Here is a 19,351-nt window from a genome sequence, read left to right on the forward strand (position 1 = left end):
GAATGCCGGAGAGCGGCGTCAGCCGAGCCCAGCAGATACCCACGCCCGACACCGGGGCCGGGGCCGGACTTCCCGGCAGGCCCGCCCCCCTCCCACCCGGCCCCGCCGCCACCGCCCGGCGCACCGGACTCCTCGTCACTCTGGTCCTCGGCGGACTGACCGCGCTGCCGCCGCTGTCCATGGACATGTACCTCCCGGCGCTCCCCGCCGTCACCGACGCGCTGCACGCACCCGCCACGACGGTCCAGCTCACCCTGACCGCCTGCCTCACCGGCATGGCGCTCGGCCAGGTCGTCGTCGGCCCGATGAGCGACCGCTGGGGCAGGCGCCGCCCGCTGCTCCTCGGGATGGTCGTCTACGTACTCGCCACCGCGATCTGCGTCTTCGCCCCGACCGCCGAACTCCTCATCGGCTTCCGCCTCGTCCAGGGCCTCGCGGGCGCGGCCGGCATCGTCATCGCCCGGGCCGTCGTGCGCGACATGTACGACGGTGTGGAGATGGCCAGGTTCTTCTCGACACTGATGCTCATCTCCGGCGTCGCCCCGGTCATCGCCCCCGTCATCGGCGGACAGGTCCTGCGGCTCACCGACTGGCGGGGCATCTTCGCCGTCCTCACCGTCGTCGGCATCCTGCTCACGCTCGTCGTCTGGAAGTGGCTGCACGAGACCCTGCCGCCCGCGGAGCGCCACACCGGCGGCATCGGGGACGCGCTGCGCACCATGCGCGGCCTGCTCGCCGACCGCGTCTTCAGCGGCTACATGATCGCGGGCAGTCTCGCCTTCGCCGCACTCTTCGCCTACGTCGCCGCGTCTCCGTTCGTGGTCCAGGAAATCTACGGTGCCTCGCCGCAGACCTTCAGCCTGCTGTTCGGCATCAACTCCGTCGGGCTGATCGCCGTGGGCCAGATCAACGGCAAGATCCTCGTCGGCCGGGTCAGCCTCGACAAGGCGCTCGGCTTCGGCCTCGCGGTCATCGTGCTGGCCGCGACGGCGCTGCTGCTCATGACGTCCGGGGTCTTCGGGGACGTCGGACTCGTACCGGTGGCGACCGGCCTGTTCGTGCTGATGTCGGCGATGGGCCTGGCGATGCCGAACACCAACACACAGGCGCTGATGCGCACCAAGCACGCCGCCGGTTCCGCGTCCGCGCTCCTCGGCACCTCCCAGTTCCTGATCGGCGCCGTCGCCTCGCCGCTCGTCGGGATCGCGGGGGAGGCGACGGCCGTGCCGATGGCCGTCGTGCAACTGGTGTGCGCGGTGGGCGCGCTGGCGTGCTTCCTCGGGCTGTGCCGCCCGTGGCAGCAGGTGGCCGCGCGGGCCTGAGGCCGTGAGGGAGCGGGCCGGCCGGCCCGCTCCCGTGGCCGGCCCGCCCCTTCCGGTGGGCGGCCGGGTGTCAGTCCGCCTGCGGATAGCCGATCAGGTGCAGCCGGTCCTTGTCGTCGGCCCAGCGGAACAGCCCGACCCCCTCCGGGGACTCCGCGCCCGGCACCCGCACGTTCGGCGACAGCATGTCCGTCACCCCCGCCGACAGGTCGGCCTCGACCGGGAAGCCGCCCCCGGCCAGCACATCCGCCGCGTTGCGCACGTTCGTCGCCCCGTACGCCGTTCCGCCGTCGGTCACCGACGCCAGGACGAGCGTCTTGGACCCCTCGGTGTCCTCGAAGCAGAAGCCCTTGCCGGCCTCCAGATCGAACGCGAGGTTCCCGGCCACCAGATAGTCGCCCGACGACGAGACGACGGCCTGCGGGTACTGGCCCGGCGCGATCGCCGGTTTGTGGCACTGCACGGAGACCAGTGCCTTGCCCGTCTCCGTGTCGTGCACCGTCCACAGCTCGTGGGTCGCGGCGAGCTTCGAGCCCTTCGTGAGCTGCCACTTCGCCAGCACCACTCCGGGGGCCACGGACGTCGGGACGCCGCTCCGCTTGTCGGCGCCCTTGGGCGCCACCTTCCGGCTGAACCAGCCGCCCTGCACCCAGAACTCCCGGGCCCCGCTCACCAGCAGGCCCTTCGACGTCAGACCGCGCACCTCGGTGAGGTGCTTGCAGGACGCGCAGTCCTTCGGGTACTTCAGCGCCTTGGCGGGGACCTTGGTGACCCTGCCGGTCCCCGGGTCCACCACCACGCTCGAAGTCCCGCCGTCGCCGATCACGATGCCGGGGCCGGTGGCGATGACGGTCGGCACCGACCTCCACGGCACCTCGACGCGCTGCCGGTCGCCGGTCTCCACGCTGTACACGTCGAGGGAGACGATCCGGTCGGCCGGCGCCGGAGCGTCCTCGCCGACCTTCCCGTACGCCCAGGTCACGAAGTACTCCTGGTCCTCCGTGGTGACGGTGAGCAGCTTCGGGAAGTGCGCCGCGGCCGGCGGGCGCCAGGCGTCCCCGCTCCAGCCGGCCCGCCCGGTCTCCGGGTCGATGGTCCGCAGCTGGTACTCCCCCTGGGCCGTCCGCACCAGATAGGCGAGCCGCCCGGTCGTCCGGGAGAGCGCGTAGTCGGGGGAGGTGCCGATGAGCTCCCAGCCGCGCCTGGTCGTGTACGTGGACGGGACGGTCAGCTGCGTCGCCGGGCCCGCACTCCGCTTCACCGGCTTCTTCGGCTTGGGGTCGGCCTTCTTGTTGCCGCTGTCACCACCGCCGGCGGACAGCAGGAGCAGCAGAGTGAGCACCACCAGCCCACCGACCAGAGCCAGGCGCACGACCCTCTGCCTCTTGCTCCCACTGCTGACCGGAGTCAGGCGCCCGAACTTCAGTCTCATGGTCCCTCCGATGGGCACGACGCGACCTCGCGGCGGTCAGCGTAGCAACTGGCGTGTATGCGTTTACAGTTCGGTTCCGTTTCCATTCAGTCCCGATCCTGTGCGGAGTCCGGGCCCGTGCGCGTCCGCCTACAATTCCTCGGTGAACGTCACCCTCCCCACCGCGGAAACCCTGCGCGCCGCCCTGGCCGGACTCCTGGACGGGCTGCCGCCCAAGCAGGCCGCCCAGGCCGTCGACCGGCTCATCGCCAATTACCGGGGGACCACCCCCACCGACGCCCCGCTGCTCCGCGACCGCTCGGACGTCGCCGCGTACGCCGCGTACCGGATGCCCGCGACCTTCGAGGCGGTACGGTCCGCACTCGACGCCCTGCGCGATGCCGCCTCGGACTGGGAGCCGGCCACGCACACCGATGTCGGCGGCGGCACCGGGGCGGCGAGCTGGGCGGTCGCCGGGGCCTGGGAGGGGCCGCGGACCACCGTCCTGGACTGGGCCGAGCCCGCCCTCGAACTGGGCCGCGACCTGGCCGCGGCCTCCGGCGTCCCGGGACTGCGCGCCGCCGAGTGGCAGCGGGCCCGGATCGGCGAGGACCTCGCCCTCGACGCCACCGACCTGGTGACCGTCTCCTACGTGCTCAACGAGCTCACACCGCAGGCGCGGACCGCCCTCGTCGACGCCACGGCCCGTGCCGCGCAGGCCGTCGTGATCGTCGAGCCCGGCACCCCTGACGGCTACGCCCGCATCATCGAGGCCCGGGACCGGCTGATCGCCGCCGGACTCACCGTCGCCGCACCCTGCCCGCACAGCGACGCCTGCCCCATCGAGCCGGGCACGGACTGGTGCCACTTCTCGGCCCGCGTCAGCCGCTCCTCGCTGCACCGGAAGGTGAAGGGCGGCTCGCTGCCGTATGAGGACGAGAAGTTCAGCTACGTCGTGGCCACCCGCTTCACCCCGCGGCCCGTGGACGCACGGATCACGCGCCGGCCGCAGATCCGCAAGGGCCAGGTGCTGCTGGAGCTCTGCACCCGGGACGAGGCGCTGCGACGGGCCACGGTCACCAAGCGGCACGGCGAGCTGTACCGCGCCGCCCGGGACATCGACTGGGGCGACGCCTGGCCGCCCCCGCAGGAGCCGGAGAGCCCCTCCGGCCGGTGACTCCCCGGCCGGCTAGCCGCGCAGCTCCTGCGTGCAGCACTTCACGCTGCCGCCGCCCTTGAGCAGCTCACCGAGGTCCATCGGCACCGGCGCGAAGCCGCGCTCCCGCAGCGGGTCGAACAGGCCGGTGGCGGCCTGCGGCAGCAGCACGTGGAGCCCGTCGCTCACCGCGTTCAGGCCGAACGCGGCCGCGTCCGCCTCGCTCGCGATCAGCGCGTCCGGGAAGAGCCGGGCCAGCACCGCCCGGCTGCCCGGCGAGAAGGCGCCCGGGTAGTACATGATCTCGTCGGCCGCGTCGTCCAGCACGCTCAGCGCCGTGTCCAGGTGGTAGTAGCGCGGATCGACCAGATCGAGACCGATCACCGGCCGCCCGAAGAACTCCTGGGCCTCGTCGTGCGAGAGCGGACTGGACCGGAAGCCGCGCCCCGCCAGGACGTACGAGGAGGTCACCGCGAAGTCGCCCTCGCCCTCGTTGACGTGGACCGGCTCATGGATCTCGGTGAAGCCGTGGCCGCGGAACCAGTCGCGGTGGGCGGCCGCCTCCGGGAACCGTTCCTGGTACGCGAAGCGGGCCCCCAGCACCCGGCCGTCGATGACGGTGGCCCCGTTGGCGGCGAAGACCATGTCCGGCAGGTCCGGGTGAGGCGTGAGCAGCTCGACGGTGTGACCGAGAGTGCGGTAGCGGTCGCGCAGGTCCTCCCACTGGGTCTGCGCCAGCGGCAGGTCCACGGGCTTGGTGGGGTCCATCCAGGGATTGATGGAATACGTCACCTTGAAGTGGGCCGGGGCACACATCAGGTAGCGGCGGGGTGTGGCTTCACGAGGCAACGGTGGCTCCTCACGAATCGTCGCTGCGGCATTGGTGGCCGCTGCGGCCGGTGCGTCGCACGGGTGTGTGCGTGAGCCCATAGTGCGCCGTTCCGGGCCGCAGGCACAGTGGACCGATCGGGTGGTTCCGTACAGCTGTGTGACGTGTGACCGCGTGGTTCCGTGCGAGAGCGGTGGCCACCCCCTTCCACGGCCCCGATCACCTGAAATTCATCTGCCATTTCATGACAAACAGTGCAACATCGGTCACCACGGGGCGTCGGCCGTCCTACCCCGCTTCGGAACTCTGGCCACCCGAAGCGCAGGATGGTGGGACCATGGGCAGGGGCAACGCTGAGGTAAGGGGATAGATGGGCGCCGATTTCAGCCACAGTCGCGGCTCGGAGAGCAGGTTTTCCCACTGGCTGCGCCGACGGCCCAAACCGCAGCAGAGCGATGTCGACGGCGCCGCACGCGAGGCGCTGCTCCTGGCTGTCGCCGAGGCGGGGATGCCGATCGCGCCCGCCGCCCATCCGGTCGGCTACCGATGTTCGTGCGAACGCGTCGGCTGTCCCACCCCCGCCAGGCACCCGGTCTCCTTCGCCTGGCAGACACAGTCCACGACCGACCGCGCACAGATCGAGCGCTGGGCCCGCAGCCAGCCGCAGGCCAACTTCATCACCGCGACCGGCATGATCCACGATGTTCTCGACGTGCCGCTGTCGGCGGGCACGCAGGCGCTGGAACGGCTCCTCGCCGCCGGTATCGAGGTGGGCCCCGTGGCCTGCTCCGGCGACGACCGGATGCTCTTCTTCACCGCGACGCGCGGTACGCCGGAGGACGAGGACGAGTGGTGGCCGTGCGAGCTGGACTGCCACCCCGAGACGATGGACGAGCACCCCGGGCTGCGGTGGCACTGCCGTGGCAGCTATGTGCTGCTGCCGCCGGCCATGCTTCCGGGTGAGCTGGACGTCCGCTGGGTCCGGGGGCCGGAGAATCCGCTGCCCGACCCGCTGACGCTGCTGGAGACCCTGACGGACGCGTGTGCGCGGTTCGTGGGCTCCGCGGAGCAGAGCGACGTCGACCACGAGTCGGTGGCCTGGCCGCTGAGCCGGTAGCCGGGATCGGTGCGGGAGCCCCGGACCGGGCGGCCGGGGCCGTTAGCCCCGCGCCGTACCCGTGCTGGGATTCCTTCGCCCCGCGCCGTTCCGGTGCTGGGCCCCCTTCGCCCGCGCCGTTCCGGTGCTAGGACCCCTTCGCCGCCGTCAGCCCCGGCACGCGGTTCAGCACGATCACCTTGCCCGACCCGGCACCCTTCTTCGGGACGTACACCAGCTGGCTGGAGACCCGCTCCTTCGTGAGGGTGCTCTGCACCTCACCGGTCAGCAGTGCGGCGACGTCCGGGGAGACCGTCGGGCGCAGCCCCTTCGCGGCGGTCTGCCGTTCGAAGTGCTTGCTGCTGAAGAAGACCAGCGCGCCGCCGTCAGCCGTCTCCAGGCCGAGCGGCCCGAAAGGCCCGCTGCTCAGCGGCTGGTCGATGTACTGGTACGAGAAGCCGGCCCGTCGGGTGTTCAGGCGGGCGTTGCGCCAGGCCGAGGTGGACGATCCGGGGGCGAACACGTCCGGCGCGCCCTTTTGCAGGTAGCCCGTGTACTTCGCGCCCAAGTCCTGCGGAGCCACCACCAGTTCGGCGCTGTCCGCGGCCGTGGGTGTGGCCCGCCCCTCGCCGTCCTTCGCGAAGTCGGGGAGTTGGGACGGGGTGACGACCGACAGATAAGCGGCCTTCCACCTCGCGTCGGGGCCGGACTTGACGAAGACGAACAACCAGCGGGTGTCGAGCTTCCCGCTGTCCTGATCGCGGTTGGAGTCCGTGTCCGCGAGGAACCACCGCGGCCAGCCGGCCTTCTTCGGAACGACGTAGTTCACGTCGGTCAGTTCCAGCGGCCGGTGGTTCGCGTTGCCGTTGGGATAGCTCTTCCCCCGGGCCCGCAGCCCCGCCTGGTTGATCGCTCCGAGCGCGCCGGTGACCTGCTCCGCGTCCAGCGCGGGGTCGTAGGCCTTGTCCGCCGCGTTGTACGCGGTGGTGAAATCCTCCAGGGCCTGCGCGGCCTCAGGCCGCGTCGCCGCCGGGACGACTTCCAGCTCGCCGTGCACCGTCACGCACCCGCTCGCCGTCATGCTCAGCACTGTCGCTGTCGCGAGCCCCGTCGCCAGCCGAACCGGCCTCAGGCTTCTCATCCGTTGCTTTCCGCGCCTTCTGATCCGTCGCCCCCACTGCAGGGCTCTCTGACCGTCCGAACCCTACCGGGGAGAGGAACAGCGCGAGGGTGGGGATCAGATACAGCGCCCACACCGTGATCTGGAGAACGGTCGGATCGGGCTGGAAGTTGAACGTCCCCTTCAACAGCGTGCCGTACCAGCTGTCCGGCGGAATCGTGGCGCTGATGTCGAACGCCCGGTTCTGCAGACCGCCGAGGAACTCGGCCTCCTGCAGGTCGTGGACGCCGTACGCGAGCACACCCGCCGCGACGACCACCAGCATGCCGCCGGTCCAGGTGAAGAACTTCGCCAGGTTGATCTTCAACGCGCCCCGGTAGAACAGCCACCCCAGCACGACGGCCGTGGCGATGCCCAGCACCGCGCCGATCATCGGATGCCAGCCGTCGTCCGCCGCGTGCACCGCACGCCACACGAACAGCGAGGTCTCCAGGCCCTCGCGGCCCACCGCGAGCAGCGCCGTGGCGACCAGGGCGCCGGTGCCCATCGCGAGCGCCGCGTCGAGCTTGCCGTGCAGCTCCGCCTTGAGATGACGCGCGGTGCGGCGCATCCAGAAGACCATCCAGGTGACCAGGCCGACCGAGAGGATCGACAGCGAACCGCCGAGCGCCTCCTGGGCCTTGAACGTCATCTCCTGCGAACCGAATTCGAGACCGGCGCCGAAGGCCAGACTGACGACGATCGCGATGCCGACCCCGACCCAGATCGGCAGCAGCTTGTGCCGGTTGCCGGTCTTCACCAGGTACGCGATGAGAATGCAGACGACCAGGCTGGCCTCAAGGCCCTCGCGCAGGCCGATCAAAAAGTTGCTGAACACGTTTCGGTTCCCTTTCCGCTTCGAGTCCCGTTACGAGAACAGCGCCCGGCCCCACCAGTCGTCCTTGTCGCGGACGCCCGGCGGGACGGCGAAGTGCGCCGAACCCACGTGCTGGATGTACTCGTTGAGTGCGTCGTGTGCCGCCAGGCGCCGCTGGAGCGGTACGAACGCCTTGCGGGTGTCGCGCTGGTACGCGAGGAAGAACAGCCCGGCGTCGAGACGGCCGAGGCCGTCCGTCCCGTCGGTGAAGGAGTAGCCGCGGCGCAGGATCGTCGCCCCGTCATTGGTGTCGGGGTGCGCGAGCCGTACGTGAGCGGTCGGCAGCATCGCCTTCAGGAACGGCTCGTCGCGCTCCTTCGCCTTGCCGACCGGGGCGCCCTCGCCCTTGTCGCGGCCGAAGACGTCCTCCTGCTCCTGCAGTCCGGTCCGGTCCCAGGTCTCGATGTGCATGCGGATGCGCCGGGCCACCAGATAGGAGCCTCCGGTCATCCAGCCGGCGCCGTCCTTCTCGCCGACCCACACGTGCCGGCCGAGGGCGGCGGTGTCGGTGCCGGAGATGTTCCGGGTGCCGTCCTTGAAACCCATCATGTTGCGCGGGGTCTGGGCGTCGGGCGTCGTCGAGGACGTCTTGCCGAAGCCCAGCTGCGACCAGCGGATCGCGGTGCGGCCCATGCCGATCCTGGCGAGGTTGCGGATGGCGTGCACCGCCACCTGCGGGTCGTCCGCGCAGGCCTGGACGCACAGGTCGCCGCCGCTGCGGGCCCTGTCGAGGTTGTCGCCCGGGAACTTCGGCAGCTCGACCAGGGACTCGGGCCGCCTGTCCTCCAGGCCGAACCGCCCCTTGGCGAACAGCGAGGGGCCGAAGCCGATCGTCAGGGTCAGCCGGGACGGCTTGAGCCCCAGGGCCTCGCCCGTGTCGTCCGGCGGAGCCTCCGCCAGACCCCCGTAGGCCCCGTCGCCGACCGCGTGGCCGGCCGTCATCCGTTCGGCCGCCCGGGTCCACTCCTTGAGCAGCGCGACCAGTTCGGCGCGGTCCTTCGTCGTCACGTCGAACGCGGCGAAGTGCAGGCGGTCCTGGACAGCGGTGGCGATCCCGGCCTGGTGCGCACCGTGGAACGGCACCGCGGCGCCGCTGTCCGCGGCCGTGACCGGGGTGTCCCCGGAACGCACCGCGGCCACCGCGCCGCCGGCCGCAGCCGCACCGAGCGCGAGCCCGGCGCCGCCCCAGCCGAGCAGCGCCCGCCTGGACGGGGCGCCCCCCGAGGTCTCGTCGGCGTCGTCGGATGTCTGCCGATTCTGCTCGGACATGCCCGGAACCTCCTTCCGGCCGGTTACTTCGTCACCGCGGCGGCGAGCCGCGAGAGGGGCTCGGCCAGTGCGTTGACCGCGTCCGACAGCTCCTTGCGGTCCGCCTTGCCGACCTTCTCGTACGAGGTGAACACGTACGAGTTCTTGTCCGTGCGGTACTTGTCGAGCAGCGTGTTCAGTGCCGCGAACTGCTTGTCCAGGGACGAGGTCAGCGCCGCGTCGTTCTTCGTGGCGATCGGCTTCAGCAGCGCGTAGGACTTCTCCGCGCCCTCGACGTTGGCCTTGAAGTCGACCAGGTCGGTGTGGCTGTAGCGCTCCTCCTCACCGGTGACCTTGCCGGTGGCGACCTCGTCGAGGAGCTCCTTGGCGCCGTTGGCCATCGAGGTCGGGGTGATCTCCGCCGTGCCGACCCGCTTCTGCCAGTCGAGCAGGTCCTTGTAGAGGGTGGGCGCGAGGGCCTTCTCCTCGGTCCCCAGCTTCTTGTCCTGCCACAGCGCCTTCTCCAGGCGGTGCCAGCCGGTCCACTTCTGACCGTCCTCCAGGCCGTCCTCGCGGACGTCGACCTTCGGGTCGATGTCGCCGAAGGACTCGGCGACCGGCTCGGTGCGCTCCCAGCCGATACGGGAGTCGGCGTAGGCCTTCTTCGCGGCCTCGATGTCACCGGCGGCTACGGCGTCCGTGAAGACCTTGACCTTGGGCAGCGTCTCGTCGGCCTGCGCCTGGACGTAGGTGCGGTACGCGGCGACGGCCTTGTCCATCTCAGGGCTGCGCTTGGCCACCTTGCCGCCGCTGACCTCGATCTTCTGCCGGATGCCGTGGCCCTTCATGCCGGGCTTGCAGGCGATCTCGTACGAACCGGCCTTGATCTCGGCGGTGATGGTGGCCTTGGTCCCCGGGCCGATGTTCTCGCGCTCGGCGACGATGCGGTCGTCCGGGAACAGGACGTAGACCTCGGTGACCTTGGAACCCTTGTTCTGCACGGCCAGCTCGATGTGCCCGGCAGGCAGCTTCGTCTTCGAGACGTCGCAGGAGTCGTCCTTGGCGACGACCTGGACGGCGCCCTCGCCCTTGCCGTCGCTCTTCTCGGCGCAGCCCGTGACAGCGGTCAGAGCGGCCACGGTGGCGGCAGCGGTGACGACGGAGAAACGAACGGCTCGCATGCGGGCTCCACTTGACGACGAAAGGAGAAGGAAGGAACAGCCGGACAAAGCCGGGTGAGGCCGACCTAACTTAACCGAGGCTTACCTGACTGATACCCCTCCTCGCAGTGATTCAGCTCTCACAGAGGACTCACAGAAACGAAGTGATCACAACCGACCCATGAGCGACCCCGGAACGGGTCATGCGATGGTCAAGAGGCCCTTTCCGGCACGACGAGCGGCACCCCGGTCCGCGGATGCGGGAACACCTCGACCGGCTGTCGGTAGACGCTGCTGAGCGAGGCACTGGTGAACACCTCGGCCGGCGGGCCTGCCACCGAGATCCGCCCGTCGTGCAGCACGGCGGCCCGGTCCGCGTACGCGGCCGCGAGGCCCAGGTCGTGCAGGACGACCACGACCGCGTCCCCGGCCGCGGCCCGTTCCCGGCAGATCCTCAGCACCAGTTCCTGATGGCGCAGGTCGAGCGCGGCGGTCGGTTCGTCGAGCAGCAGCAGCGGTGCGCGCTGCGCCAGCACCCGGGCCAGGGCCACCCGGGCCCGCTCGCCGCCGGAGAGTGCGGAGAAGGGGCGGGCCGCGAACTCGGTGACCTCGGTGGCCGCCATCGCCGCGCGGACCGCCGGATCGTCCTCGTCCGCCCGGTCCGTCCCGGCCCAGGGTGCGCGCCCCATCCGTACGACGTCCTCCACCGGGAACGGGAAGGAGAGAGCCGCGGACTGCGGCAGCACCGCCCGGCGCAGCGCCAGTTCGGGCGCGGACCAGTCGGTGACCGGGCGCCCGCCGATCCGCACCTCCCCGCCCTCGACGGGCAGGTCGGCGGCCAGCGCGGCGAGGAGGGTCGATTTGCCCGCCCCGTTCGGGCCGACGAGCGCCAGCACCTCGCCCGCGTGGGCCGTCAGGTCGATGGAGTCGAGCACCTGCCGCCCGCCGAGGCGGACCCGCAGGCCGCGCGCCTCGGCGACCGGGTCGCCGGGGGAGACGGGCGCGGGCAGCTGCCGGCCCCGTACCGCGAAGAGGTTCCGCAGCGTCCTCATGCCCAACCACCTTGCCTGCGACGGGTTCTGCGCAGCAGCCAGAAGAAGAACGGGCTGCCGAAGAGCGCGGTCAGTACACCGAGCGGCAGCTCGGCCGGATCGGCGACGGTACGGGCCGCGAGATCACCCGCGACCAGCACCAGCGCACCACCGAGCGCGCTGCCGGGCACGAGGAAGCGGTGCCCCGGGCCGTTCGCCATCCGCAGCAGGTGCGGCACCAGCAGCCCGACGAACGAGATGATCCCGGCGACGGCCACCGCGGCGGCGGTCAGCAGTGCCACGACGAGCACCAGCACGATCCGGAGCCGCTCGACGTCGACGCCGAGGTGCCGGGCCGGCCGCTCGCCGAGCGCCAGCAGGTCCAGCTTCCGCGCGTAGAAGGGGGCCAGGGCGAGCCCGAGCACCGCGCACGGCAGTACCGCCAGCACCTTGGGCCAGGTGGCCTGGGCCAGCGAACCGAGCTGCCAGAAGGTGATCTGGGTGATCTGCGCGTTGTCGGCGAAGAAGATGAACAGACCGATCAGCGCGCCCGCGAACGCGTTGACGGCGATGCCCGTGAGGATCAGCGTCACCACCTCCGTCCGGCCGCCCGACCGCGACAGCGCGTACACCAGCAGGACGGTGAGCAGCCCTGCGACGAACGCGCAGACGGTGATGGTCCAGTTGCCGAAGAAGCTCAGCCCCAGCGCGATCGAGGCCACCGCACCGACCGCAGCCCCCGCGGAGATCCCGATGACGCCCGGCTCGGCGAGCGGATTGCCGAACACGCCCTGCATCAGGGCTCCCGCGCAGCCGAGCGAGGCGCCGACCAGCAGCGCGAGGACGACCCTCGGCAGCCGTACGTTCCACAGGACGCTCTCGCCGACCCGGTCCAGGGCGTGACCGCCGAGCCCGATCCGGTGCTGGACGGAGGCGAGCACGTCGCCGAGCGGGATGCTGTACGCGCCGAGGCCTGCGGACAGCAGGCAGCCCAGGAGCAGTGCGGTGAGCAGCCCGGCGGTCAGGGTGACGGCCGTGGAGTGCCGGGCCGGGGGCGGCGCAGGGGCCTCTTCGGCCGCGGCCGGCCGGGTGGGGGCCTTGTACGAGGTGGTCACTTGGCCGCACCGCCCTCGGGGTGGAGATGGGCGACCAGGTCGCTCAGCACCCGGTCCGTGCGCGGCCCGTAGTTCAGCAGCACCCCGTCGTCGATCGAGACGATCCGGCGGTCCAGGCCCGCCGGGGTCTCCGCTACGCCCGGGATCTTCACCAGCCCGTCGACACCGCCGACCGAGTCGAGGCCCTTCGCCATCACGAGGATCGCGTCGGGGGCCGCCTTGGCCAGGGCCTCGCTGGTGATGGCGGTGAAGTCCTTCTTCAGCCCGGACGCCTTGCCCGCGTCGACGGCGCCCGCCGCCTCCAGCAGCGAACTCGCCCCGGACTCCCGGCCGCCCAGCAGATAGACGGACGCGGAGCCGCGCAGATAGAGGAAGGCGACCCGCGGCTTCTCCGCCCCGTCGGCCGGCGCGGGCACGGACTTCCGTACGGCGTCGATGCGGTCCTGGGTGCGCTTCCTGAGCGCGTCACCGGACTTCTGTACGCCGAGGGCGGCGGCCACCGTGTCGATCCGGCGGCCCACGTCGGCGAGCTCCTTGGCGGGTTCGACGACCACGAGCGGAATGCCGGCGTCGCGGATCTGGCCGATGGCCTCGGCCGGGCCGGTCGTGGTGTCGGCGAGCACGACGGTGGGCCGCAGGGACAGGACGCTCTCCGCCGACACGTCGTGGGCCCGGGTCACCACGGGGAGCTTCGCCGCCTGTTCGAAGGTGGCGGTGATGTCGCGGGCCACCACCTGCTCGCCGAGGCCGAGGGTGAAGACGATCTCGCTCAGGCTGCCGGTGAGCGGCACGATCCGGTCCGCCGAGGTGATCGTGGTCCGCTTGCCGTCCGCCGACTCCACGGTGACGGGCAACCGGGGTGCGGGCGTCGCGGCCAGCGGCTCGATCCGGTCGGCTGCCGTGGACGCCTCGGCTCCCGCCGTCTTCGCCGTGGTAGCCCCCGTACCCCCGCAGCCGGCCAGCAGCAGCGCCGTCGCCAGGGATACGGCGGCCGTCAGGACGCCGGTGCGCCTGCGCCTTGGTTGCCCGGCGCCCCGGCCCGGCGGGTCGAAGTCCTGATGGAAGCGCACTGGGGCACCGTCCTGTCGTTCTGCGGCGTGCAGTTGGTAAGGGATTGCGAGGAATGTGACGGAAAGGGGTACCGGCACACGATGTACATACCTTAGGTTAGCCTTACCTTATTTTCTAGACCTCGGAGGGGTCCTCATGTCCTCGTTCAGACCTGCCCGCGCGCTCGCCGTCGCGCTTCTCGCGGTACTGCCGGCAGCGCTGCTCCCGGCCGCCGAGGCGCAAGCGGCGACCCGCACGGTGCAGGGTGGACGGCTGGACTGGGGCATCAAGTCCTCCTTCCAGAGCTATGTCACGGGCCCGATCGCACAGGGCAGTTGGGGCCTGACCGGTGGTGCGGCAACGGTCGGCGGCAGTCAGTTCCGCTTCCACTCCGCGACCGGTTCCTACGACCCGGCGAACGGCGCCTTCCGGGCCGGCTTCTCGGGTGGTGTCCACTTCACCGGCCACAAGCAGTCCGGCGGATCCTACGAACTCGACCTCACCATCAGCCGCCCCACCGTCCGGATCCAGGGTGGCAGCGGCACGGTGTACGCGGACATGGTCAGCAAGGACCGGGGGAGCGGCCGTGTCACCTCCACCGCCCAGGTCCCGCTGGCCACGCTCGGCCTCTCCGGGATCGACATGACGGGCGGCTCCACCCCCATCGCCCTCAACAACATCCCGGCGACGCTCACTTCGCAGGGCGCCAAGGCCTTCGCCGGCTACTACACGACCGGTACGCCCTTGGACCCGGTCAGCCTCTCCGTGGACACCTCGGCCCCGGCCGGGAAGCCCGCCGCGTCGACGTCCCCCGGGACGCCGAAGTCCCCCGGGACGCCGAAGGGCAGTGCGAGCCCGAAGGAGACGTCGGGCCGCTTCGAGGACGCGGCCGTCGACTGGGGTGTGCGCCGCACCTTCCGTGAGTACGTCACCGGCGCGATCGGCCAGGGCAAGTGGACGCTGTCCGGCGGCGCCCAGGACGGCGGAGCGCTCTTCCGCTTCCCGGAGGGCACGGGCACGTACGACCCGGAGAGGCAGAGCCTGGCGGCGGACTTCGCGGGCAGCGTCCGCTTCACCGGGGCGGGCGGCCTCGACCTGAAGCTCTCCCGGTTCGCGGTGGTCCTGAAGGCGGGCACGGGCACGCTCCGCGCCGACGTCCTGAGCGAGGGCGCCACCAGCAGGGCCGTCCCCCTGGTCACCTTCACGGCAGAGGACTTCGCCCCGAAGGACGGCCTCGCGGTCCTCACGGAGGCCCCCGCCACCCTGACCGCCGGCGGAGCCAAGGCGTTCGGCTCCCTCTACAAGGCGGGCACCGCGATGGACCCGGTCTCGCTCGCCGTGGCCGTAACGGCGAAGGCGGAGCTGCCCGCGCTTCCCGACCTGGGCAGTGAGCCGACGCCCTCGGCGCAGCCGTCGGACAGCGCCCCGGCCAGGACCCCCGTGGCCGCGGCCACCGTGGCGGACGAGAGCTCACCCACCGGGCTGTACGTGGCACTCGGCGCCGGAGTGCTCGCCGTGGCCGCGGCCGGCGTGCTCCTTCTCGTACGCCGCAACCGCTCCACCGCGGACACCCCTTCCTGACCCGCATCCCTTTCCCCGCCAGAAAAATCCCCCGCACCACCCCCGTTGATCGCTGTTCATCCCTGAGGAGACCCCCGACCATGGCAGCCACCCGCCGTCCCATAGCCCTTGCCGCCGCCGTCGCCACGGCCGCCGCCCTCGGCGCCGCCTTCGCTCTTCCGGCGCTCGCTGCCGAGCAGTCCACGCAGAGCGCCGCCGCGGCAGCACCGGCGATGGAGCTGAAGGACGGCACCCTGGACTGGGGCTTCAAGGAGTCCTTCCGCAAGTACATCGGCGCCGCCGGAAAGATCACGGTCAAGGACGGCGCCACCCAGGCCGAGGGCAACGGTGTGTTCACCTTTGTCAACGGCAAGGGCACGTACGACATGACCACGCACGGCACCGACACCGCCTTCGAGGGCGGCGTCAACTTCTCCGCCCACGGCGGCGTCCTGGACATCACGCTCTCGGACGTCAAGCTCTCCACGGCCGGCACGGGCGGTGCGATCACCGCCGATGTGGCGACCCCGGCCGGCACCTCGAACGACGTGGCGGTCGCCGACCTCGACCTGTCGGCCGTCCGGCCGGGGCAGGGCGCGGGCGGGGCGATGGTCTTCAAGGACATCCCCGCGAAGCTCACGAAGGCGGGCTCCGAGGCCTTCAACGGCCAGTACAAGGAAGGGGAGGTGCTCGACCCCGCCACGCTCACCGTGAAGGCGGTCGCCACCCCGACCGAGAAGCCGACGGACCCGGCCGAGCCGACGGAGAAGCCCACCGAGAAGCCCACCGAGAAGCCGACCGACCCGGCCGAGCCGACGGAGAAGCCCACCGGGAAGCCCACGACGCAGCCGACGGAGTCGACGCCGAAGCCGTCCCCGACCACCACCGTCACCGACAAGCCCGCCGTCGCCCCGGGCACGATCGTCGACGGCACCCTGGACTGGGGCGTCAAGGCCTCCTTCCGTTCGTACATCACGGGCACCATCGCCAAGGGCAAGGTCGAGACGGCCGCCGGCGCCACCGCGTCCGGCAACGGCTACCGCTTCCCCGATGCCACGGGCCGGTTCGACGCCGCGAAGCAGACCCTGAGCGCCGCGTTCCACGGCAAGGTCCGCTTCCTGGGCCACGAGGAGAACGGCGCGTACGCCCTCGACCTCTCCCTGACCAACCTGAAGATCGAGGCGGACGGCACCGAGGGAAAGCTCATCGCCGACGTGTCCGCCAAGGACCGTGAGACGAAGGAGACCGCCCACTACACCGGTCTCGCGCTCGCCGACCTCAAGCTGCCCGCGGGCGGACTCACCGCCAAGAACGGCGTGGTGACCCTCTCGGCCGTTCCGGCGAACCTCACCGCCGCCGGTGCCACCAAGGCCTTCGGCGGGATGTACCAGGCGGGTGACCAGCTCGACGCGCTGACCGTCGCGGTCGCCCTCGACGAGGATGCCGAACTCCCCTCCACCGGCGGCTCGACGGGCGGCTCGACCACGGGCGGCACCTCCACCACGGGCGGCTCGTCCACCATCGGCGGCTCGTCCACCGGCGGCGCCGGCACGGTCGGCGGCTCGGGCGCCCTCGCCTCCACCGGCTCCGACCTCCCGGCCGGCACCCTGTTCGCCGCCTCGGGCGCCATCGTGGCAGCCGGTGCGGGAGCGGTCGTCGTGGCCCGCCGTCGCCGTACCGTCTGATCCCCGTCCCCACCGGGCGACACCACCGCCCGGGTACCGGCCCTCACACGGGGCGGGTGCCCGGGCGGGTGCTTGAATGCGCACGTGAGTGACTACGACGTACCCGCCGGCATCGACGTACTACGCGTGTTCTGCGGCCCCGACGGCCGGCACGGGAACGCCCTCGGAGTCGTACGCGACGGGCGCGACCACCCCGATGCGGTCTCCCGGCAGGAGCTCGCCCGGAAGCTCGGCTTCAGCGAGACCGTGTTCGTGGACGACCCCGAACGCGGCCACCTGGACATCTACACACCGGGGCTCAGGCTGCCGTTCGCCGGGCATCCCGTGGTCGGCGCCGCATGGCTGCTGGACCTGGAGATCCTGGAGCTGGGTGTGGGGGAGGTCTTCGCCCGCCAGGACGGGGAGTTCAGCTGGATCACCGCCCGCCCCGAGTGGGCGCCGCCGCGCACGCTGGAGCGGTACGGCTCGGTCGCCGAGGTCGACGCGCTGCCGGCCCCGCCGCCCGGTGAGGGCTGGCTCTACGCCTGGGCGTGGGAGGACGAGGCCGCAGGCCGGGTGAGGGCGCGGGGGTTCCCCCGGCGGTTCGATGGGATCGCGGAGGACGAGGCGACGGGGGCTGCGGCGCTGCTGCTCAGCGACCGGCTGGGCCGCGCCCTGAACATCAGGCAGGGCCACGGCTCCCAGATCCTCACGGCCCCCGCACCGGACGGCACGGTGGAGATCGGCGGCCGGGTCGTACTGGCGCTCAAGGGCTGACCGCCAGGCGGAAGGCCAATCCCCGTAGCGGCGAGATCAAGCCTGCCCGGCGATTGAGGACACAGCGAATGAGAACACGACGAAGCGGCGGGGCACCCCGAGCCCGGGTGCCCCGCCGCCGGCCGCACAAGGCCTAAGCGCTGAGCGGGAACACCTCGCCAAGCTCCCGGAACACCGCGGTGTTCAGCGCGAACGCGCGCTTGCACTCGTCCACGATGCGCTGCTTCTCCAGGTCGTCCGCGTTCACCGCGTCCAGCAGTTCCCGGTAACCCCGCTTGAAGGAGGCGGGGTTGGCTATCTCCTCGAAGACGTAGAACCGCACCCCGTCACCCTTGTGCGCGAGGCCCCATGTCTTCTCCGCCTTGTCGCGGATGATCTGACCGCCCGAGAGGTCGCCCAGGTACCGGGTGTAGTGGTGCGCGATGTACCCGGCGGGCCAGGTGCGGGCACACTCGGCGACCCGGTCGGCGTACGCGGCCGTGGCCGGGAGCGGCTCCAGGCCCTCGCGCCAGTCCGCACCCCGCAGATGCGTCAGGTCCCGCTCCAGCTCGGCGGTGCGCATCAGCTCGGGCTGGATGAAGGGCCCGGCGACCGGGTCGTCCGCCAGCGCCTGGGCGCCGTCCTCCAGTGCCCGGTACACGAACCACAGCTGCTCGGTGTAACGCGTGTACGCGTCCACCCCGAGACGCCCGCCGAGCAGATCGCTCATGAAGGTCGAGGTCTCCGCCTCGGTGTGCTGCTCGTGCGACGCGGTGCGGATCAGCGTCGAGAAGGGCGTGGCGGTGACGGTTGCGTCCAAGGCGGGCCTCCGGGGACCGAGGGGGACGGGAAGTCCAGAAAGAGACGGAAATACCGGGCCGCCGAGGCTGTTCGCCCGGCGCCTGCCGATGCGTCGATCTTCCTACTAAGGCTTACCTAAGTCAACTGCTTCCCGACGGCTTGTCGGTAAAAACGGCCGGAGGAAACGAGGAACGGCCGCCCGGAAGGGGCGGCCGTTCGGTGAACAGGGGAGGAGTTACGGGAGCGTGAGGATGTCGGCGCCCGTCTCCGTCACCACGAGCGTGTGCTCGAACTGCGCCGTGCGCTTGCGGTCCTTCGTGACCACGGTCCAGCCGTCGTCCCACATGTCGTAGTCGTGGGACCCGAGCGTCAGCATCGGCTCGATGGTGAACGTCATGCCGGGCTGCATCACGGTGGTGGCGTGCGGGCTGTCGTAGTGCGGAATGATCAGTCCGGAGTGGAACGAGGAGTTGATCCCGTGCCCCGTGAAGTCCCGCACCACCCCGTACCCGAAGCGCTTCGCGTACGACTCGATGACCCGGCCGATCACATTGACCTGGCGGCCCGGCCGCACCGCCTTGATCGCCCGCCTCAGCGACTCCTCGGTGCGCTCCACGAGCAGCCGCGACTCCTCGTCCACGTCGCCGCAGAGGTAGGTGGCGTTGTTGTCGCCGTGCACCCCGTTGATGTACGCCGTCACGTCGAGGTTCACGATGTCGCCGTCGCGCAGCACCGTGGAGTCCGGGATGCCGTGGCAGATCACCTCGTTGAGCGAGGAGCAGAGCGACTTGGGGAAGCCCCGGTACCCCAGCGTCGACGGATACGCGCCGTGGTCGCACATGAACTCATGGGCGACCCGGTCGAGTTCGTCCGTCGTCACACCCGGCGCGATGTGCTTCGCAGCCTCACCCATCGCCTGGGCGGCGATGCGTCCCGCGACGCGCATGCGCTCGACGGTGTCGGCGTCCTGGACCTCCGGGCCGCTGTACGGCGTCGGAGCGGGCTTGCCCACATACTCGGGGCGCCGGATGTTTCCGGGCACGGAACGGACGGGAGTGAGCTCCCCTGGTACAAGCAGCGACTGGCCAGACATGCCAGTGAGTTTAGGGCCTGCGA

The 19,351-nt window shown here is 71.3% G+C and carries 17 protein-coding genes; 6 read left to right on the plus strand and 11 right to left on the minus strand.

The window, feature by feature from the left end; translation table 11 throughout:
* The first annotated feature begins 2 nt into the window (after positions 1 to 2).
* Entirely contained in the window at positions 3 to 1,322 is a 1,320-nt protein-coding gene (locus ACIOEW_RS03575; RefSeq protein WP_401960957.1) for a multidrug effflux MFS transporter, read from the plus strand.
* A gap of 70 nt (positions 1,323 to 1,392) precedes the next feature.
* Here the strand turns inward: ACIOEW_RS03575 and ACIOEW_RS03580 are convergent, their stop codons facing one another.
* Entirely contained in the window at positions 1,393 to 2,754 is a 1,362-nt protein-coding gene (locus ACIOEW_RS03580; RefSeq protein ID WP_401960960.1) for a hypothetical protein, read from the minus strand.
* 142 nt (positions 2,755 to 2,896) lie between these two features.
* On the opposite strand from ACIOEW_RS03580, the gene ACIOEW_RS03585 reads away from it, so the two are divergent.
* Positions 2,897 to 3,910 carry a small ribosomal subunit Rsm22 family protein gene (locus ACIOEW_RS03585; protein WP_401960963.1) on the plus strand — a complete coding sequence of 338 codons (1,014 nt, stop codon included), beginning with the start codon at positions 2,897 to 2,899 and terminating at the stop codon, positions 3,908 to 3,910.
* 12 nt (positions 3,911 to 3,922) lie between these two features.
* Here ACIOEW_RS03585 and ddaH read toward each other — a convergent pair whose 3' ends face one another.
* Positions 3,923 to 4,819, minus strand: a complete 897-nt coding sequence (ddaH, locus tag ACIOEW_RS03590) for a dimethylargininase (RefSeq protein WP_362554663.1) — start codon at positions 4,817 to 4,819, stop codon at positions 3,923 to 3,925.
* A 269-nt stretch (positions 4,820 to 5,088) separates the two neighbouring features.
* On the opposite strand from ddaH, the gene ACIOEW_RS03595 reads away from it, so the two are divergent.
* Positions 5,089 to 5,835, plus strand: a complete 747-nt coding sequence (locus ACIOEW_RS03595) for a bifunctional DNA primase/polymerase (protein WP_401960965.1) — start codon at positions 5,089 to 5,091, stop codon at positions 5,833 to 5,835.
* A 127-nt stretch (positions 5,836 to 5,962) separates the two neighbouring features.
* On the opposite strand, the gene ACIOEW_RS03600 is transcribed toward ACIOEW_RS03595, so the two are convergent.
* The 7 genes from ACIOEW_RS03600 to ACIOEW_RS03630 all read right to left on the minus strand — a co-directional run bounded on the left by ACIOEW_RS03600 (position 5,963) and on the right by ACIOEW_RS03630 (position 13,474).
* Entirely contained in the window at positions 5,963 to 6,895 is a 933-nt protein-coding gene (locus ACIOEW_RS03600) for a hypothetical protein (RefSeq protein ID WP_401960967.1), read from the minus strand.
* Positions 6,828 to 7,811 (minus strand): iron uptake transporter permease EfeU, encoded by a 984-nt coding sequence (gene efeU, locus ACIOEW_RS03605; RefSeq protein WP_362554657.1) that lies wholly within the window; start codon positions 7,809 to 7,811, stop codon positions 6,828 to 6,830. Before efeU ends, ACIOEW_RS03600 begins: the two co-directional genes overlap by 68 nt.
* Before the next feature lie 30 nt (positions 7,812 to 7,841).
* Positions 7,842 to 9,119 (minus strand): iron uptake transporter deferrochelatase/peroxidase subunit, encoded by a 1,278-nt coding sequence (gene efeB / locus ACIOEW_RS03610; RefSeq protein WP_401960969.1) that lies wholly within the window; start codon positions 9,117 to 9,119, stop codon positions 7,842 to 7,844.
* A gap of 23 nt (positions 9,120 to 9,142) precedes the next feature.
* Complete coding sequence (gene efeO / locus ACIOEW_RS03615; protein ID WP_362554653.1) at positions 9,143 to 10,279, minus strand: iron uptake system protein EfeO; 1,137 nt, start codon at positions 10,277 to 10,279, stop codon at positions 9,143 to 9,145.
* 191 nt (positions 10,280 to 10,470) lie between these two features.
* Entirely contained in the window at positions 10,471 to 11,310 is an 840-nt protein-coding gene (locus ACIOEW_RS03620; protein ID WP_401960973.1) for a heme ABC transporter ATP-binding protein, read from the minus strand.
* Positions 11,307 to 12,404, minus strand: coding sequence for a FecCD family ABC transporter permease (locus ACIOEW_RS03625; protein WP_401960974.1), 1,098 nt, complete (start codon positions 12,402 to 12,404; stop codon positions 11,307 to 11,309). Before ACIOEW_RS03625 ends, ACIOEW_RS03620 begins: the two co-directional genes overlap by 4 nt.
* Complete coding sequence (locus ACIOEW_RS03630) at positions 12,401 to 13,474, minus strand: hemin ABC transporter substrate-binding protein (RefSeq protein ID WP_401960976.1); 1,074 nt, start codon at positions 13,472 to 13,474, stop codon at positions 12,401 to 12,403. The genes ACIOEW_RS03625 and ACIOEW_RS03630 overlap by 4 nt, the downstream gene beginning before the upstream one ends.
* Before the next feature lie 136 nt (positions 13,475 to 13,610).
* Here ACIOEW_RS03630 and ACIOEW_RS03635 point away from each other — a divergent pair, with 136 nt between their 5' ends.
* From ACIOEW_RS03635 to ACIOEW_RS03645, 3 genes are all read left to right on the plus strand, one after another.
* Positions 13,611 to 15,035 carry an HtaA domain-containing protein gene (locus tag ACIOEW_RS03635; RefSeq protein ID WP_401960978.1) on the plus strand — a complete coding sequence of 475 codons (1,425 nt, stop codon included), beginning with the start codon at positions 13,611 to 13,613 and terminating at the stop codon, positions 15,033 to 15,035.
* Between the two features lie 80 nt (positions 15,036 to 15,115).
* Positions 15,116 to 16,699, plus strand: a complete 1,584-nt coding sequence (locus ACIOEW_RS03640) for an HtaA domain-containing protein (RefSeq protein ID WP_401960980.1) — start codon at positions 15,116 to 15,118, stop codon at positions 16,697 to 16,699.
* A gap of 84 nt (positions 16,700 to 16,783) precedes the next feature.
* Positions 16,784 to 17,455, plus strand: a complete 672-nt coding sequence (locus ACIOEW_RS03645) for a PhzF family phenazine biosynthesis protein (protein ID WP_401960982.1) — start codon at positions 16,784 to 16,786, stop codon at positions 17,453 to 17,455.
* A gap of 133 nt (positions 17,456 to 17,588) precedes the next feature.
* Here ACIOEW_RS03645 and ACIOEW_RS03650 read toward each other — a convergent pair whose 3' ends face one another.
* Both ACIOEW_RS03650 and map read right to left on the minus strand, forming a co-directional pair.
* Positions 17,589 to 18,254, minus strand: a complete 666-nt coding sequence (locus ACIOEW_RS03650) for a biliverdin-producing heme oxygenase (protein ID WP_362554639.1) — start codon at positions 18,252 to 18,254, stop codon at positions 17,589 to 17,591.
* A 216-nt stretch (positions 18,255 to 18,470) separates the two neighbouring features.
* Positions 18,471 to 19,328, minus strand: coding sequence for a type I methionyl aminopeptidase (gene map, locus ACIOEW_RS03655; protein ID WP_362554637.1), 858 nt, complete (start codon positions 19,326 to 19,328; stop codon positions 18,471 to 18,473).
* Positions 19,329 to 19,351 lie beyond the last annotated feature (23 nt).

Origin of the sequence: Streptomyces sp. NPDC087901 (assembly GCF_044742205.1) — a bacterium.
In the GTDB taxonomy this organism is placed as follows: Bacteria; Actinomycetota; Actinomycetes; order Streptomycetales; family Streptomycetaceae; genus Streptomyces.